This is a genomic window from Maribacter sp. ACAM166, assembly GCF_005771495.1.
Classification (GTDB): Bacteria; Bacteroidota; Bacteroidia; order Flavobacteriales; family Flavobacteriaceae; genus Maribacter.
In genome coordinates, this window is the sequence record NZ_VAUW01000012.1 from 25,291 (window position 1) to 41,331 (window position 16,041).

Below are 16,041 nucleotides of genomic sequence, written 5' to 3' on the forward strand. Positions count from 1 at the left end.
AAAATTATTAATGTGCTACTCCACTATGGAGGATAAGGTTTGATAGACAGTTTGTGTTGGTAAGCCTACTACATTGGTATAGGAGCCTTTTATTTTTTCTATACCAATTAATCCAAGCCATTCTTGAATACCATATGCGCCTGCTTTATCAAAAGGTTTATAGTGTTCAATATAGTACTGTATTTCTTCTTGTGATAATACTTTAAATTTCACCTTTGTAGTTGAATTTAATATTATTTGTCGTTTAAATGTTGTAAAACAAACAGAGGTAATGACTTGGTGCCAATCTCCAGATAATTTTTCAAGCATTATTTCAGCCTCAAGGTTATTTGAAGCTTTGGCCAATGATTCATCTTTGTGCCAAACGACCGTATCTGAAGTAATTAAAATATCATTAAGTTCTAACTCATTTTTAAAAGCTTCTGCTTTTAATATGGCTAGATAATCTGATATTTCTGCAGCTTTTAATTCCGAAGGATATAGTTCTTCTACAGATTTTAACCGAACCTCAAAATCTAGATCCATTTCCTTGAAAAACTGCTGCCTTCTTGGGGATCCTGAAGCCAAAATAACATGATGATTTTTAAGTTTTTCCTTTAACATAGTTAATCATTTGCAGCACTAAAGTGGCTCATCCAATCGCCACGTACTTTTAACACTTGTTCTATAACATCACGCACACAGCCATGACCGCCATTGATATGTGATATATAATTGCTTATGCTTTTTACTTCAGCTACCGCATTTTGTGGACACGTAGCAATGGCTACTTCTTTCATTGGGGGAATGTCAGGAATATCGTCACCCATGTATAAAATATTTTCAGCGTCAATATGGTAGATGTCCATGTACTCTTCTAATGCATCTATTTTATGATGGGCTCCCATATAGATATCGGTTACCCCAAGCGCTTTTAATCGACTTCGAACACCTTCATTTGTGCCACCGGTAATAATACAAACATTATACCCTTTTTTAAGTGCTACTTTTAAAGCGTAGCCATCTTTAACACTCATTTTTCGAAGCATTTCACCGTCTGTAGTGATTAATAGACTACCATCGGTGAAAACCCCATCAACATCAAAAACAAATGTTGTTATGTCTTTTAAATACTCTTTATAACTCTTATCCATGTTTACATTTAATTGCATTACTCAATAGCGTGTATAATTCTCGCTGGTGTTTGTTCTCTATAAATTTTAAATGGTTTTGTAATGTCTTTTGGTCGCCACGTTTCGCCGGTCCCGTCTGTGATTCTTTGGGTGATAAATCATCTAATTTGGCGGCTGTTTCTTTGATTAAAGGGTGTAGTAATTTAAAATCGACCATGTGTTCGGCGCAAATTTCTTCTCCAATAGTATACATGTAATTCGTGAAGTTATTTACAAAAACAGCTGCTATATGCAGTGTTCTACGTTGTTCTGAATTTAGTAGTTCTACAGTCTTGCTTAAAGATTTCCCTAGTATTTGTAAAAGGTGAAGGTCGGTTTTATTAGTAGCTTCAAGACATATCGGTATGTCATCAAAAGAAATAAGTTTACCCTTTGTGAACGTCTGTAATGGATAGAATACGCCTGCTCTATTCTGGTTGCCAATAACCTCTAGCGCTGTGCCACCAGAAGTATGAACAATTAATCCTCCTGAATTTTTAAACTTCTCTGCAACTAAAGCTATCGCATCGTCTGATACTGCTAGAATATAAACATCAGCAGTAGGTATTTGATTGAAATCTGTATTGATCGAAACTTTGTTTTTGGCAAACGATAAATGATTTTCGTTTCTCCCTATTACCTGTTTAACCTCTATGTCGGCGACATTGTAAAACGCTTGAAAAAGATTTTGAGCCACATTGCCCGTACCAACTAAAACGATAGTTATCATCATGTAAAAATACAAAGATTATCGCTGTACCAATTATATAAAAATTAACATCCTTGTTTAACTTTTAAAGACACTTAAGGCATACGTTAATGGTGAAAAGATCGTATTTTTGCATCTTGAAAATCAACTCCTTTCTTCCATGACGGAAATGTTCAAAAAAATATTCTTTTCTACACGATTAATGTCCATTCTATTTATCGTTTTTGCGACTGCAATGGCATTTGGTACATTCATTGAAAGCTGGTATAGTACAGAAACCGCACGAATTTGGATTTATAATGCATTATGGTTTGAAGCTATCATGGTGTTTTTTGTAATCAATTTTGCGGGTAATATTTCTAAGTACCGTTTATTGAGATTAGAAAAATGGCCTGTTTTAACACTCCACCTTTCTTGGATTTTAATTATAATCGGTGCATTCGTTACCCGTTATATAAGTTTTGAGGGTATGATGCCTATTCGTGAAGGTAAAACGGAGAATGTATTTTATTCTGATAAAACGTTTTTAACCGTATTTGTAGATGGTGAAATAGCGGGTGAAGCAAGAAGAAAAGTGTTGGAAGATGACTTGATCGTTACCTCCGAAGCTATTAAATCTAACTTACCTTGGAATGCAGATTTTAATGGTGAAGACTTTACAATATCATATGTTGATTTTATTTCAGGAGCCAAAGAAGGTTTATTACCTGATGAAAATGGAAATAAGTATTTAAAAATAGTAGAAGCTGGTGACGGCCAACGCCATGAACATTATTTAGAAGATGGCAAAGTGGCAAGTATTCATAATGTTTTATTTGCATTGAATAAGAATACAGATGGTGCCATAAATATTAAAACTACCGACGCTGTTTATCAAATATTTGCACCTTTTGATGGTAGTTTTATGCGTATGGCAGACCAGTTTCAAGGTACTTTGGTTAAGGATAGTTTGCAACCGCTTCAATTACGTTCGCTATATAATACAGCTGGAATGCAATTTGTGATTCCAGATTCATTAGCGCAAGGCTCCTATGGTATTGTTGAAATACCTGAAGCTGAGAAAACTGAAATAGATCAAGATGCAATGGTCTTTGATATTTCTTCTAATGGAGAGACCAAACAAATTAAAGTGTTAGGAAGTAAAGGTCCTTCAGATTTCAGTGAAAAGATTAATGTAGGCGGATTAAATTTTTCTGTTCGTTATGGTTCAAAAGTGTATGAGCTTCCTTTTGGGATAAAATTAAATGATTTTATTGCCGAGAAATATCCTGGAACAGAAAAAGGGTATGCTTCATTTATGAGTAGGGTGACTATCGATGATGAACGTCCTTTTGATTATGACATATTTATGAATCATGTATTAGATCATGAAGGATATCGGTTTTTTCAATCTGGTTTTGATCCTGATGAAAAAGGAACCACATTATCTGTGAATCACGATTTCTGGGGTACTTGGATAACGTATACAGGTTATTTTTTACTGTACATAGGTTTAATGGCAATTATGTTTTTTGGAAAAACTCGTTTTAGAGATTTAGCAAATTCATTAGACAAGTTAAAAGTTAAAAAGAAAAAAATGTTTAGTGGCCTAGCCATTTTGTTGATGTTATCTACATCATTGTATGGTCAAGAACAACATACTGTAGATGAAGGGCATCAAGTTGCTCCTAGTAAGGAGCAAATCGATTCATTACTGAAAACAAGTATGATCGGCCAAGAACATGCTGATAAATTCGGAAAATTAGTAATTCAAGATGAGGGTGGGCGTATGAAGCCTATCAACACTTTTTCATCAGAATTACTACGTAAGTTAAGTCTGAAGGATACCTATTTAGGCTATAATTCTGATCAGATATTGCTTTCTATGATGATGAACCCTGCTGTGTGGTATAACACGGAGTTTATCGCCTTGGACAAAAAGGCACAGAATGATAGTATTCGGAAAATTATCGGAGTGCCACAAGGGCAGAAATATGTGAAGGCAACCGATTTTTTTGATAAAAAAGGACAGTATAAACTGGAGCCTTTTTTAAGAGAAGCTACAGCTACTACGAATCCGAATAAATTTCAACAAGATTTTAAAGATGCTAATATTCGACTAAGTCTTTTGAATCAAGCATTAGGACAAGATATTGTAAAGATATTTCCCTTATTGGATGATGAAAATAATAAATGGATTTCTGCCATAGAATATAGAGGAGGGCAACACGAAATTAGAGATTCGCTCTATAGTAATTTTGTTAAGAATGCATTGCCTTATTATTTAATGACTTTGGGTAATGCTCAAGCAAGTGGTGATTATGCACAAGCTGATAAATTATTAGCCGCATTTCAACAAAATCAGTTGAACCATGGTAGCGAGATTTTACCATCAACTAATAGAATTGAAACTGAGGTTGTTTATAACCGCTTGAATATTTTCAATAAGCTATATAAATATTACGCCCTAGTTGGATTATTAATGTTCTTTATTTTAGTTTTTCAAATTTTTAAAGACCATTCTATTTGGCGCGTGGCGATTTATTTATTTAAAGGAACCATTATCGTATTCTTTTTATGGCATACAGCTGGTTTGGTGCTACGATGGTATATTTCTGGCCATGCACCGTGGAGTGATGCCTACGAAAGTATTTTATATGTATCATGGGCTACAATGGGTATCGGCTTGGCCTTAGGCCGTAAAAGTGATATGACTATTGCCGCTTCTGCTTTTGTAACAGCTATGCTATTATGGATTGCACATCAAAGTTGGGTAGATCCGTCTATTGGTAATTTAGTGCCTGTTTTAGATAGCTACTGGCTTATGATTCATGTTGCGGTTATTGTTGGTAGTTATGGTCCTTTGACCGTTGGGATGATATTGGGGCTTGTTAGTTTGATTCTAATGATTTTGACCACCAAAAAGAACAAGGCCCGTATGGAAATCAATATTAAAGAGCTGACCATAATAACTGAATTAGCTATAACAACTGGGCTAGTTATGTTGACTATAGGAAACTTTTTAGGGGGTCAATGGGCCAATGAGAGCTGGGGACGCTATTGGGGTTGGGATCCCAAAGAAACTTGGGCACTTGTATCAATTATGATTTATGCTTTTGTAATACACACTAGGTTGGTGCCGGGTTTAAGGAGTAAGTGGATGTTTAACTTTATGAGTGTGGTGGCTTTTGGTAGTATTATGATGACTTATTTTGGAGTAAACTTTTACTTAGTAGGGTTGCATAGCTATGCCAGTGGTGCACAGGTTATTACACCTGTGTTTATTTATTACTTAGTAGCAGGAGTAATTGCTTTGGGAGGTTTAAGCTATTGGCGCTATAAAGTGAATTACAGTAAATAAATTATTCTAACAATAAATCCATTAATTCTTCGGCAGCTACTTTACCTTTTAGCTTTAGAAAATCTCTTGGGGTATTATCGCCTAGTTCAAAAACAATAGCCGGCATATCGTGATTAACATAAAAGTAATTACGGGATACCATTGTCGGTTTTATTTCTTTAGACGGTTTAATGTTCGTTTGTTTTTGGGGTAAACGTTCACTGATATTCTCTATCCAGTTAAACACGATGTCTCCCTTTTCTCCAATAATTGTAGAATCAATGGGGTAATAAATATCATCCCAAGTGGAATGGAAATCTACTCCAAAGACAAACTCGTAGCCTTGAGCTTCCTTCTTAATTAGAAAATCACGAACACTTTTAGTTTCCGGCTGATTAAAATCTTGCCAATCCCTATTTAGGTCTATACCGCCCATATTATGACGCCAGTTGCCGTTATCTACACCATCGGGATTCATTAGAGGCACTACGAATAAATCGAAATTAGCTCTAAATTTTTGAGCCTTTGGCGAATCTCCTGTTAGGGTTTCAATAAATGACTTCATGGCTAGAAATCCGGTTACTTCTGGTGGATGCTGTCTAGAAATTACCATAACCGCCTTCTTGCGGGTATCAGCACTTACCTCCATCAAATTCATGGCTCTATCTTCTCTACTTTTACCAATTTCGTAGTTCTGAATAAATGTCTTGGTGGATAGGGAATCAATCCATTTTTTTACTCGTGTAGATCCATAAAGCTCTTGTGCAGATATATAGGTAGGTTCTTGGCTAACTTCAACTTTAATTTCAATGAATTCTGGTGCTGCACTAATACCAAATGTGCCGTTTCCAGGATTTATATCATGAAAATTCACACTATCTAAAGGTGTGAAATTCTCCCCATCTTGACTGATTTTAGGGTAGTACCTACTTCGTGAATCTTGATAGGTCATTTTTATAGTAATGGTTCTTGGTGTAGAAGACCAAACGTTAAAAGCATACCAAGGGCTAACATTGATTGGTGTGTTTTCGGCTGTTATCAATGCCGTAAAATGGTCATTACCGTCTGCAGATATACCATTTAGCCTTCCGCTCTCAAAATTATTACTAAAAAAAGTAGTTTCGTTATCAAATGACCAAACTCCTTTCCATTGCTTTTGTACCGGTTTTGATAAAGTGGATACAATCGCACTTTTACCTTGACCTTGATAACCAGTTGTAACAGGTTTTTGATTTTTACAGGCTGTAAGGACTGTTAGTAAAAAAGTAGTATAAAGGATTCTTTTTATCATTATGGAGTATTCTGTGTAATTAATGGTAAAACTAATCTAGGTTCTACGAAGTAAATGTAATTATGTACTGTAAAACTATTCACAAAAAATGAAAGAGATTAATTTAAAAATCACTTCCAAACTAAAATAATATGGATTCACTAGAACAAAAGCCCAATTAAGGGGGCTTTTTTATTTTTTTAATTATCATAATATGAGCTGTTCATGATTAAATAAAAATTAAATTATTTTGCATTAATCAATTGCCGACTAAGTAAACATATTAGAAGTATAATTTAAATCTGTTGTTTTAACCTTAAGCCTTTACAATAAGGTTCTTTGCGGACTATTCCTTATCTTTATTATCAATAATATATTATAAATGAATTCAAAAAAAAAAGGTTTAAATACTATATGCACTCATATAGGAGAACTGGAGGATAAGCAACACAAAGGAGCTGTTTCTCCACTTTATATGAGTACCTCTTATGCATATGAGGATGTAGATGTAAAACGATATCCACGTTACTTTAATACGCCTAATCAAGAAGGACTATGCAAAAAAATTGCTGCATTAGAACATACAGAATCTGCCTTAATATTTGGTAGTGGTATGGCTGCGGTAAGCACAGCTTTAATGGCGTTTTTAAAAGCTGGTGACCATGTTGTATTGCAACAGACGTTATATGGTGGCACTTATAACTTGGTAAATGAAGAATTTAGTAAATACGGAATTGAATATTCTTTTACCAAAGGATGGAACGCCGAAGCTTTTGAAGCAGAAATAAAAGGGAACACTAAGGTGCTTTATATAGAAACTCCTTCAAACCCACTTTTAACAATTACCGATCTGGAATCAATCGCATCTATCGCTAAAAAACATGGGTTAACTACCATAATAGATAATACCTTTGCGAGTCCGGTGAACCAAAATCCCATTGATTTCGGAATTGATATTGTGATTCATAGTGCTACTAAATATATGGGAGGGCATTCTGACATTTGCGCAGGAGCGGTTGCTTCGAGTGCAAAGAATATGGAGCGTATTTTCCAACTAGCAAAGAACTTCGGAGGCAGCCTTAGTGACTATACCGTTTGGCTGTTGGAAAGAAGTATGAAGACAATGGGCATTCGTGTACGAGCGCAAAATGAAAATGCATTGGCGATGGCTTATTTTCTTGAGGGTAATACTGATATTGAAAAAGTTTATTACCCTGGTTTACCTGCGCATCAAGATTATGTATTAGCAAAAAAACAAATGAAAGGTTTTGGAGGTATGCTTTCATTTGAGTTAGCACCAAATTTAGATGCTTCTCAATTTCAAAAAGCACTTAGGTTGATAAAACCTTCTATGAGTTTAGCCGGAGTAGAAAGTACTGTTTTATCACCTTCAAAAACTTCTCATGCTTTAATGAGTGCAGAGGTACGTGCAAGTCAAGGTATTGCTGACGGATTAATTCGTTTTTCCGTAGGTATTGAGGAAGTGGAAGATTTAAAAGAAGATATTTTGCAAGCATTAGATGCTATTAAAAAGTAATCACAAGTTTCCATAAAAAAAATTTAAAAATAGAGAATGAAGTTGGATATTTTAGTTTTTGGGGCGCACCCAGATGATGCGGAGCTTGGAGCAGGAGGTACCATTGCCAAAGAAATTTCTTTAGGAAAAAAAGTAGGTATAATAGATCTTACCAGAGGGGAACTAGGAACAAGAGGTTCTGCAGAAATAAGGGATAAGGAATCTGCTGCGGCGGGTAAAATTCTAGGCGTTACAGTTCGCGAAAATTTGAAATTTAGAGATGGATTTTTTTTAAACAATGAAGTCCATCAGATGGAAATCATCAAGATAATTCGGAAATATCGACCTCATACCATTTTATGCAATGCTATAGACGATAGACATATAGATCATGGCAAAGCAAGTAAATTAGTAAGCGATGCCTGTTTTTTAAGTGGTTTGCGACGTATTGAAACAAGAATAGGAGTGGAGTCTCAACAAGAATGGAGGCCGAAACTTGTCTATCATTATATACAGTGGAAAAATTTAACACCAGATTTTGTTGTGGATATAAGTGATTTTATAGCGGTAAAGACAGGTGCTATTTTAGCCTATTCATCACAATTTCATGACCCAAATAGCAATGAACCAGAAACACCAATAAGTAGTAAAACGTTTATGGAGAGTGTTCATTATAGGGCAAAGGACTTAGGGCGATTAGTTGGTGCCGATTATGGTGAAGGGTTTACGGTAGAAAGATTGATTGCGGTAGATTCGCTGGATCATTTAATTTAAGCAGACTTTTTATTAGGTTTGATAAATCTTGGCATGGTAAAATAGAAACTAGACCCCTTACCTAAGGAGCTATGCACCCAGATTCTTCCTTTATTTTTTTCAACCATTTCCTTGCATAAAGATAAACCTAGACCTGTACCTTTTTCATCATTAGTGCCATACGTAGTATGGTTAGAATCTATTTTAAAAATTTCACCCATGGTTTCTTCACTCATACCCATTCCATTATCTTTTATATAAATTTCGCAAGTTTTAAGTTTTTGAATAGCACCGATAATAATTTGACCATTATTAGGGGTGAATTTTAGGGCATTGCTAAGCAGGTTCCTTATAATGATGTCTACTTGATTAAAGTCTGCCCAAATTTGACAATTCGATTCAATTCTACTAATTAATTTAATAGATTTTGACTCTGCAATTTCAGATAAAAGTGCTATATTTTCTTCAACTATACTATACAAGTTTGTTGCTATAGGTGTCGTCGCAGAACCATTCATTTGTGTCTGACCCCAAGACAATAAGTTATTTAAGGTAAAAGATATTGTATCGATATCAATCTTGAGTTTAGGTACAAAATTCAAGAATTCGTCTTTGGTCATTTCACCTTCTTTGAATAATCTTAAAAGACCTTGAAATGCACCTATAGGCCCTCTTAAATCGTGACCTATAATTGAAAACAATTTATTCTTAGTTTGATTTAATTCATTTAGATATTCTTGTTTTTCTTCAAGATCTAATTTATTAGAGAGTAATTCTGTATTTAATTTTTTCTGAATTTGCTCATTTCTACGAATTATAAGAACAATGGCCAAAAAGATAAACAAAATGATCACAAATATATATATATATGTTTTTTGCTTGGCTAAAGCTTTTTCATTCTCTATTATCAATTGTTTTTTTTGTTGGTCATACTCCATTTTAGTTTTTAGTATATTCAGCGCTTTTTCATTACCTGATTTTGCTAAAGATTTGGAAGTTTCCTGGAAAATTTCATGATACAACAGCGATTTTTTATAATCTGCTCTGTTTTTATAAATTTTAAATAATTGATAGGTGCAATTTTTAATACCGGTACGTAGGCCTATTTTATTAGATAGGTCAAAAGCCGCTAATGCATATAGTTCTGATACACTGTCTTTTCTAATATTAAAATAGGCTTCAGACATGCCATTTAATAATGCAATCTTACCACGATCATCTTCAATTTCTTTATGCAACAACTCACTCTGTTTATACCAATAGAGCGCCCATGTATTTTTACCCATTTTTAAGTATATCTTCCCTTTTGTTTCATAACAATAAGCCAACCATTCTAGAATTCTTTCTTTTTCAAAAATAGTAATACTACTATTTATGTTGAACATGGCATATTCCAATTCATTCATATCAGCATAAGCAGAAGCCATATTACTCATAGTTTCGGCCATATAAATTGGATTACCAATTTCTTCATTTATAGCGTTAACTTTTTTAAAAAAGACCATTGCATGTTTATAGTCCTTTTGGTCGAGATATAATTGTGCTATGTTTTCATTAATAATTGAAAGAAAACTTTTGAAATCTAATTTTTCAGCAATCTCTATGGCGTCTAAATACCCTTTTAGTGCGAGTGCATAATTACCCTGATAATTATATTCTGTAGATAAATCATTAAGTGTTTCAACTTTTAAGTGTAGACTCTTATGATTATCTGCTAAATTGTTTGCTTTTTTATAATTATAAATAGCCTGATCTATATTTCCCTTATCTGAATAGAATATACCAATATTTCTATAGGAACCAATTTGTCCATTTATGAAAGATGCTTTTTTACTTAATTTAAGACTCTCTTGGCTTAGGCTAAGTAAACTATCTAAATCATGATGACGATATTCATTGGCTAACTCTATAATATTATTGATAAACAGTGTATCTATGGAAGTTAAATTAGCCGTAGTCCGCTTAATATGTAACTCTTTTAACAGACTATCTCTTTTTATACCCTGTGCCAGTAGTGAATTTGATGTTATGCCGAATGCTAATAATACAATAAGGCTACCATAAGACAGGTAGTATTGTATAAACATTCTCAACAACTTAAAACTCATAGGTTAAGTTAATAATTATGACCTAAATGTAAGTGACAAGGGTAGAGGTAAATAAATTATGTTGTGAAATGCTATTTACTGTGTGTTTGAACGAAGAAAGGCTGCGTTTTGTCGAGGAAATATAATTTTAGCCTCGAAATATTAGCGATATTAATCGTGTTTCAAATAAGTTATTTAGAATTAGAAACTTACGGTCTATAGTAGACTATAAATTTAGAAACACGATGTATAGAAAACGTTTTAAACACAATCATGATAACTTAAATGGTAGAAATCGGTAGCTCAACAATAAACTGACTTCCCAAATTGGGCTCGCTCTTTACTGAAATTTCACCACTATTCAGTACTAGCATTTCTTTAGCCAATCGTAATCCTAAACCGGTACCTTTTTCTTGGTTAGTACCATAAGTAGAAAAATGTTCAGTATTATTAAAAATCTTCCGAACGGTCATTTCGGTCATACCTATACCAGTATCTGAAATTTGAATTACTAATTTTGTATCCCTTATTATAGAAGATACGGTAATCTTACCATTTTTAGGAGTGAATTTAATAGCATTACTAATTAAATTTCTAAATACTATACCGAACTGATCAAGGTCAGCAAAAGCAAAATGGTTATCTTTTAATTGATTTTTTACTAAAATTGATTTTTTTTCTATCTCGTTTCTAAATAATTGTAATATAATTTCTAATTCTTGTTTGATAGTTATACGTTCTTTATTGATTACGTTTCCTGTCATTTGAGTTTTTCCCCAATGCAATAAATTATCCATGGTAAATAGAACATGCTCTAAATCATTATCTACTTGAGGAGCAAATTTTTCGAAATAATCTTTGCCTTCTGGATCTTCTAGATATAATTTAAGTAGTTCTTTTAGTGCAATGATTGGTCCTCTAAGATCATGACCTACTATAGAGAAAAGTCTATCTTGATTACTGTTAATCTGAGAAAGCGTTTTTTGATTTTTAGTTAAAATAATAGCCTGATTTTCTAGTTTTTTATTTAATATCTTTTTTCGTTTATTTGAATTTAGTATAATTAAAACTATTATCAAAGAGGTCAATAATGCGGCCAATGCCCATTTTACATATTTACGTTGTTGATTTAAAGCTAATTCGTTTTTTGCTTTTAGGCCATCTTTTTCCTTCTCAAAATTTAACTTAGCATTGAGCATGTTTAAATTTCTTTTATTCTTTTCCGTAGAGATATCATTCGCCAATTTTTCTGTTATCTCCAGATATTCTAAGGATTTTGAAATTTGGTTTTGCTCTTTTTTGATTTCATATAATATTCTATAGCATCTTTCTAGACCGGTATTGAGTTGAAATGATGTATAAAGTCTGAGACTTTCATTACTATATTCCTCAGCTTTATCTAAGTTTTTCAAACCAATATTAGCTTTTGCAAGACCATAATAGATATCAGCTCGCCCTTTTATATCATTTATTGAACTTTGAATATTCAGTGCTTTTTCATAGTTAACTAAAGCTTTATTGAAATTCTTTAACTTTATATTTAGTTGACCTAATGTAGCATAAGAAAAAGCCTGCCACTCATTAATTTTTTGATTATCAAAGGATTTGATGCTATTATTCAATAAAGCTTCTGCTTTTTTAAATTCTCCTTTCTGTATATAGAGATACCCTAAATTACTGGATAGCATTGCATCGGCATTCGTATCGTTCAATTTTTTAGAAGATTTAAGGGCAGCGGAATAAAATACTATGGCTTCATCATAATCCTCTAACAGATTGAACATAGTCCCTAAATTCATGTTCATTCTAAATATATAAACTTCATTGTTAAATTTCTCTCCGAGTGATAAGGCATGTAAAAAATGAGTGTAAGTTAAAGGGTAATCCTGTTTGATGAAATAGGCTTGACCTAGTTGGTTGTAAGCCTTCATTTCCTTATTTGGATAATCTACTAACTCTTTTTCATTTAAGACTTCTAGGCCATATTGTATAGCCTTTTCGGTGTTACCTTGATAAAGATAAAAAGCAGAAAAATTTGTTAAAGCTTCAAGTTCCCCTTTTTTATACTTATTAAGCTTACTTAATTCTAGTGCTTTTTTTGCCAGCAACTGCATAGAGTCCCGTCCGGTATATCTTAATTGATATGATAAGTTGTTTAAGAGATTAATATAGGTAACCTCATTTTCAGTAAAGTCAGGACTTTGGGAAAGTTCAGTAATTTTTTTTTGAAAAAATTGTATACTATCCACTTGCGCAACAGCAGTATTGAAGTTGATACAGACAAATACAAGAAAAAATAAGTAATTTTTATTACGGGGGATGAATATCATTAAATCTTTTGAGCGTTACAAGAAGGCGTGAATAATTATGGACTAATTTAATTAGAAAAAAATAAGTAATCATTAAAATGAAATATTTATTCAAATGTGATTTATTATTTGTGAGAAATATTTAAAAAAATTACATTTGCACTCGCTTACAAATGGTGGTTGTAGCTCAGCTGGTTAGAGCATCGGTTTGTGGTACCGAGGGTCGCCGGTTCGAACCCGGTCTTCCACCCTAAAAGCAAATAGAAAGTCTTGGATTTAATCCAGGACTTTTTTATTTTTAACACTTATTTTTATTGAAGGTAAAACCATAAAAGCCTGATAGTTATCTAAACTATCAGGCTTTATTTTTGTCTAAATTATAAATCTATTTGGTCACTTTGTCCGCTATAATTTTGTTGTCTCTATTGGCTATTTCCCAAGCAGTGTAAAAAATAAGTCTTGTTCTGTTCTGTAAAAGATCATAATTTATTTTGTCTGGAGTATCGCCTGGTTGATGGTAATCATCATGAGTTCCGTTAAAATAAAAAATAATTGGAATATTATTCTTTGCAAAGTTATAGTGGTCACTTCTATAGTAAAAACGATTAGGATCGTTTTCATCATTATAGGTATAGTCTAATTCTACATTTGCATATTTCTTATTAATACGCTCTGAGAGATTATGAAGTTCAGTACTTAACTTATCTGAACCAATTAGGTAGATATAATTACGGTCTCCTTTACGCTTTGGGTCTATTCTACCAATCATATCGATGTTCAAATTTGCTACAGTTTTTTCTAATGGAAAAATAGGATCAACATCAGTATAATATTGAGAACCTAATAGCCCTTTTTCTTCTCCGGTAACATGCAAGAATAAAATAGACCGTTTTGGACCATTACCAGCATCTGAGGCTAATTTAAATGCTTCCGCAATTTCTAATAGTGCTACCGTACCTGAACCATCATCATCAGCGCCATTGTTTATTTCACCATTTTCAGAAATTCCTATATGATCTAAATGTGAAGATATAACGAGATATTCATCAGGTTTTTCGGTACCCTTAATGAATGCAGCGACATTTTCTGACGAAATTTTAACATTTGAACTTTCAAAACTCAATTGTAAGTCTTCTTTCAATACTATTGAAGTATTATCAGTATCAATAGAAGGGTGAATGGCTTTTGCCAATTCTTTATCAATGAATAAACTAAAGAATTCAGGCGCACTAGTATTCACGAGCTCCATTTTATCATTTTCATTACTTTTCATCGTTTCAAATCTTCGTTTAAAACGATTGAAGTTATCTGTATCGTAATACAGAATTCCTTTCGCTCCTTTACCTACGGCAATTTCAATTTTCTTTGTCAATGATTCTGACCTATTGCTCCACATAGATTGTTCTGAAGTACCTGATATTTTGTAGGTTCCATTTGTGTTTTTTGGCTCGCCAGCCTTAAGAACCACTATTTTTCCTTCAATAGAAACATTACTATAATCTGAATAGGAGCTATCTTCAATTCCGTATGCTACATATACGATTTCATTAAATGAAGCATTTGCAGCGCCAAAGGTCAATACATGTTCTCCAATACTATAATCTTTACCCTTTACACTTAGTTTACCAATAGGAAGCCTACTAATCTCTAAAGGTACTTCTTGAAAGTAAGTACCATCTGACTTTGCTGGTGGTATACCTAATTTTTCATATGCTGCCTTTAAATACGCAATAGCCATTTTTTGACCAGGCTCTCCTGTCTCCCTTCCTTCAAACTCATCAGACGCATACGTGTATAAATGTTCTTTTAGTTCGTTCTCTGTAATCGATTCGCCATAAGTGGTTACGGGAACTATATCGGAAACTTCGTCAGCCGGTTTTTCATTGACCGTTTTTTGGAATGAGTTGCACGAAATGGCCAAAGAGACCAATAGAAATAGTATTTTTTTCATTTATATATCTATAAAAATTTCTCAAAAATAATCAAAACTTAAGAACTAATTCTTGTCAACAAGAAGAATCAGCAATGATTTTCCATTTCCCATCGATTCTCTTGAAAATAATCATGAACGTTCCATTGGCATCGCCAACTTCTCTAATAAGTTCATATTCACCCATTACGAAATAAGCGCCAGTATTTATTGGGGATATTTTGATGATTTTAAAGTTTAAAGTACCTGCATAAGATTTGTCGGGATACTTCTTTTTATAACTCATTAGTGTGGTTATCCAACCAGATTTTAGTTTGGCGCCACTATAGAAAAATAGTGATTCTGATTTCCAATATCCCTCCATAAAACCCTCTAAATCATTGTTATTCCAATCTTCTTCTTGTTGGTTTAAAATATTCATAATCTCGTTACTGTCTTGAACAAGATTGTTTTTTGAGGCGCATGAACATATCAAAACAGAGGTGATTACTGCTATTACTATCGTTTTCATTATACTTATTTTTGTCATTATTAAAGTACGAAACCATTTTAGATTAATTAGATTGTTGAGCTTAACCTTTTCTAATTCCTTTTGCTATCACCTTTATAAAGGATATTCGTTTATAGCATGATAGCAGATAGAGATAACAGTATTTCTGCCTTGTTTATATCACCCAGGTTTAACCCCGAATAGAACTGTTCCAATTATTTCTTAAACAAATAGCTCAATTTTATGAATTCAGATTTGTTTCAGGAATACGTGTATAAAAAGAAAGGCAAATAGGGCTCCTAGGAATAAAATGACTGAAATAAGGTTTTTATATGCGTTAAGTGACTCGCTGTGTTATGAAGTTCATAGTAACGCGTCAAAAGTTACAAACTCAGCTCTATTCCATTCTCTAAACCAGTAGCACATTACGCATGGTTTTTATACAAAATTATAGAATGCAACATCTTTAATGAAGGCTCATTATTAGATGATAAAGTGATTTCAATG

At 33.2% G+C, this 16,041-nt stretch carries 11 protein-coding genes and 1 tRNA gene; 4 read left to right on the forward strand and 8 right to left on the reverse strand.

What is annotated here, in order from left to right; translation table 11 throughout:
• Nucleotides 1–15 precede the first annotated feature (15 nt).
• The 3 genes from ES765_RS10210 to ES765_RS10220 are packed head-to-tail and all read right to left on the reverse strand — an operon-like array spanning nucleotide 16 to nucleotide 1,884.
• Entirely contained in the window at nucleotides 16–603 is a 588-nt protein-coding gene (locus ES765_RS10210) for a Maf family nucleotide pyrophosphatase (protein ID WP_138113858.1), read from the reverse strand.
• 2 nt (nucleotides 604–605) lie between these two features.
• Nucleotides 606–1,133: a KdsC family phosphatase gene (locus tag ES765_RS10215; protein WP_138113860.1), complete on the reverse strand. Its 528-nt coding sequence runs from the start codon at nucleotides 1,131–1,133 to the stop codon at nucleotides 606–608.
• Complete coding sequence (locus ES765_RS10220; protein WP_249356316.1) at nucleotides 1,126–1,884, reverse strand: Rossmann-like and DUF2520 domain-containing protein; 759 nt, start codon at nucleotides 1,882–1,884, stop codon at nucleotides 1,126–1,128. Before ES765_RS10220 ends, ES765_RS10215 begins: the two co-directional genes overlap by 8 nt.
• Before the next feature lie 136 nt (nucleotides 1,885–2,020).
• On the opposite strand from ES765_RS10220, the gene ccsA reads away from it, so the two are divergent.
• Entirely contained in the window at nucleotides 2,021–5,200 is a 3,180-nt protein-coding gene (gene ccsA / locus ES765_RS10225) for a cytochrome c biogenesis protein (RefSeq protein WP_138114066.1), read from the forward strand.
• Nucleotide 5,201: 1 nt separating this feature from the next.
• On the opposite strand, the gene ES765_RS10230 is transcribed toward ccsA, so the two are convergent.
• Nucleotides 5,202–6,470 (reverse strand): M14 family metallopeptidase, encoded by a 1,269-nt coding sequence (locus ES765_RS10230; protein ID WP_138113862.1) that lies wholly within the window; start codon nucleotides 6,468–6,470, stop codon nucleotides 5,202–5,204.
• A 361-nt stretch (nucleotides 6,471–6,831) separates the two neighbouring features.
• Between ES765_RS10230 and ES765_RS10235 the strand changes: the two genes are divergently transcribed.
• Nucleotides 6,832–7,986: a trans-sulfuration enzyme family protein gene (locus ES765_RS10235; RefSeq protein WP_138113864.1), complete on the forward strand. Its 1,155-nt coding sequence runs from the start codon at nucleotides 6,832–6,834 to the stop codon at nucleotides 7,984–7,986.
• Between the two features lie 36 nt (nucleotides 7,987–8,022).
• A complete protein-coding gene (gene bshB1, locus ES765_RS10240; RefSeq protein WP_138113866.1) occupies nucleotides 8,023–8,739 on the forward strand; it encodes a bacillithiol biosynthesis deacetylase BshB1 in 717 nt (238 codons plus the stop codon).
• Here the strand turns inward: bshB1 and ES765_RS10245 are convergent.
• Together ES765_RS10245 and ES765_RS10250 are read right to left on the reverse strand one after the other, a co-directional pair.
• The gene (locus ES765_RS10245) at nucleotides 8,736–10,805 is read right to left on the reverse strand and encodes a tetratricopeptide repeat-containing sensor histidine kinase (protein WP_138113868.1); all 2,070 of its coding nucleotides are present in this window, start codon (nucleotides 10,803–10,805) and stop codon (nucleotides 8,736–8,738) included. The genes bshB1 and ES765_RS10245 overlap by 4 nt on opposite strands.
• A 281-nt stretch (nucleotides 10,806–11,086) precedes the next feature.
• Nucleotides 11,087–13,135, reverse strand: coding sequence for a tetratricopeptide repeat-containing sensor histidine kinase (locus ES765_RS10250; protein WP_138113870.1), 2,049 nt, complete (start codon nucleotides 13,133–13,135; stop codon nucleotides 11,087–11,089).
• 154 nt (nucleotides 13,136–13,289) lie between these two features.
• On the opposite strand from ES765_RS10250, the gene ES765_RS10255 reads away from it, so the two are divergent.
• A tRNA-His gene (locus tag ES765_RS10255) sits at nucleotides 13,290–13,365 on the forward strand.
• A gap of 134 nt (nucleotides 13,366–13,499) precedes the next feature.
• On the opposite strand, the gene ES765_RS10260 is transcribed toward ES765_RS10255, so the two are convergent.
• Both ES765_RS10260 and ES765_RS10265 read right to left on the reverse strand, forming a co-directional pair.
• Nucleotides 13,500–15,065, reverse strand: a complete 1,566-nt coding sequence (locus ES765_RS10260; RefSeq protein WP_138113872.1) for a M28 family peptidase — start codon at nucleotides 15,063–15,065, stop codon at nucleotides 13,500–13,502.
• A gap of 55 nt (nucleotides 15,066–15,120) precedes the next feature.
• Entirely contained in the window at nucleotides 15,121–15,555 is a 435-nt protein-coding gene (locus tag ES765_RS10265; protein WP_138113874.1) for a nuclear transport factor 2 family protein, read from the reverse strand.
• Nucleotides 15,556–16,041: the final 486 nt, after the last annotated feature.

Bases quoted from the DNA above. Each gene is read 5' to 3' on its own strand.
- ES765_RS10210 (WP_138113858.1), bottom strand. From the start codon at position 603: ATGTTAAAGGAAAAACTTAAAAATCATCATGTTATTTTGGCTTCAGGA.
- ccsA (WP_138114066.1), top strand. From the start codon at position 2,021: ATGACGGAAATGTTCAAAAAAATATTCTTTTCTACACGATTAATGTCC.
- ES765_RS10230 (WP_138113862.1), bottom strand. From the start codon at position 6,470: ATGATAAAAAGAATCCTTTATACTACTTTTTTACTAACAGTCCTTACA.
- ES765_RS10250 (WP_138113870.1), bottom strand. From the start codon at position 13,135: ATGATATTCATCCCCCGTAATAAAAATTACTTATTTTTTCTTGTATTT.
- ES765_RS10215 (WP_138113860.1), bottom strand. From the start codon at position 1,133: ATGGATAAGAGTTATAAAGAGTATTTAAAAGACATAACAACATTTGTT.
- ES765_RS10220 (WP_249356316.1), bottom strand. From the start codon at position 1,884: ATGATGATAACTATCGTTTTAGTTGGTACGGGCAATGTGGCTCAAAAT.
- ES765_RS10265 (WP_138113874.1), bottom strand. From the start codon at position 15,555: ATGAAAACGATAGTAATAGCAGTAATCACCTCTGTTTTGATATGTTCA.
- ES765_RS10245 (WP_138113868.1), bottom strand. From the start codon at position 10,805: ATGTTTATACAATACTACCTGTCTTATGGTAGCCTTATTGTATTATTA.
- ES765_RS10260 (WP_138113872.1), bottom strand. From the start codon at position 15,065: ATGAAAAAAATACTATTTCTATTGGTCTCTTTGGCCATTTCGTGCAAC.
- ES765_RS10235 (WP_138113864.1), top strand. From the start codon at position 6,832: ATGAATTCAAAAAAAAAAGGTTTAAATACTATATGCACTCATATAGGA.
- bshB1 (WP_138113866.1), top strand. From the start codon at position 8,023: ATGAAGTTGGATATTTTAGTTTTTGGGGCGCACCCAGATGATGCGGAG.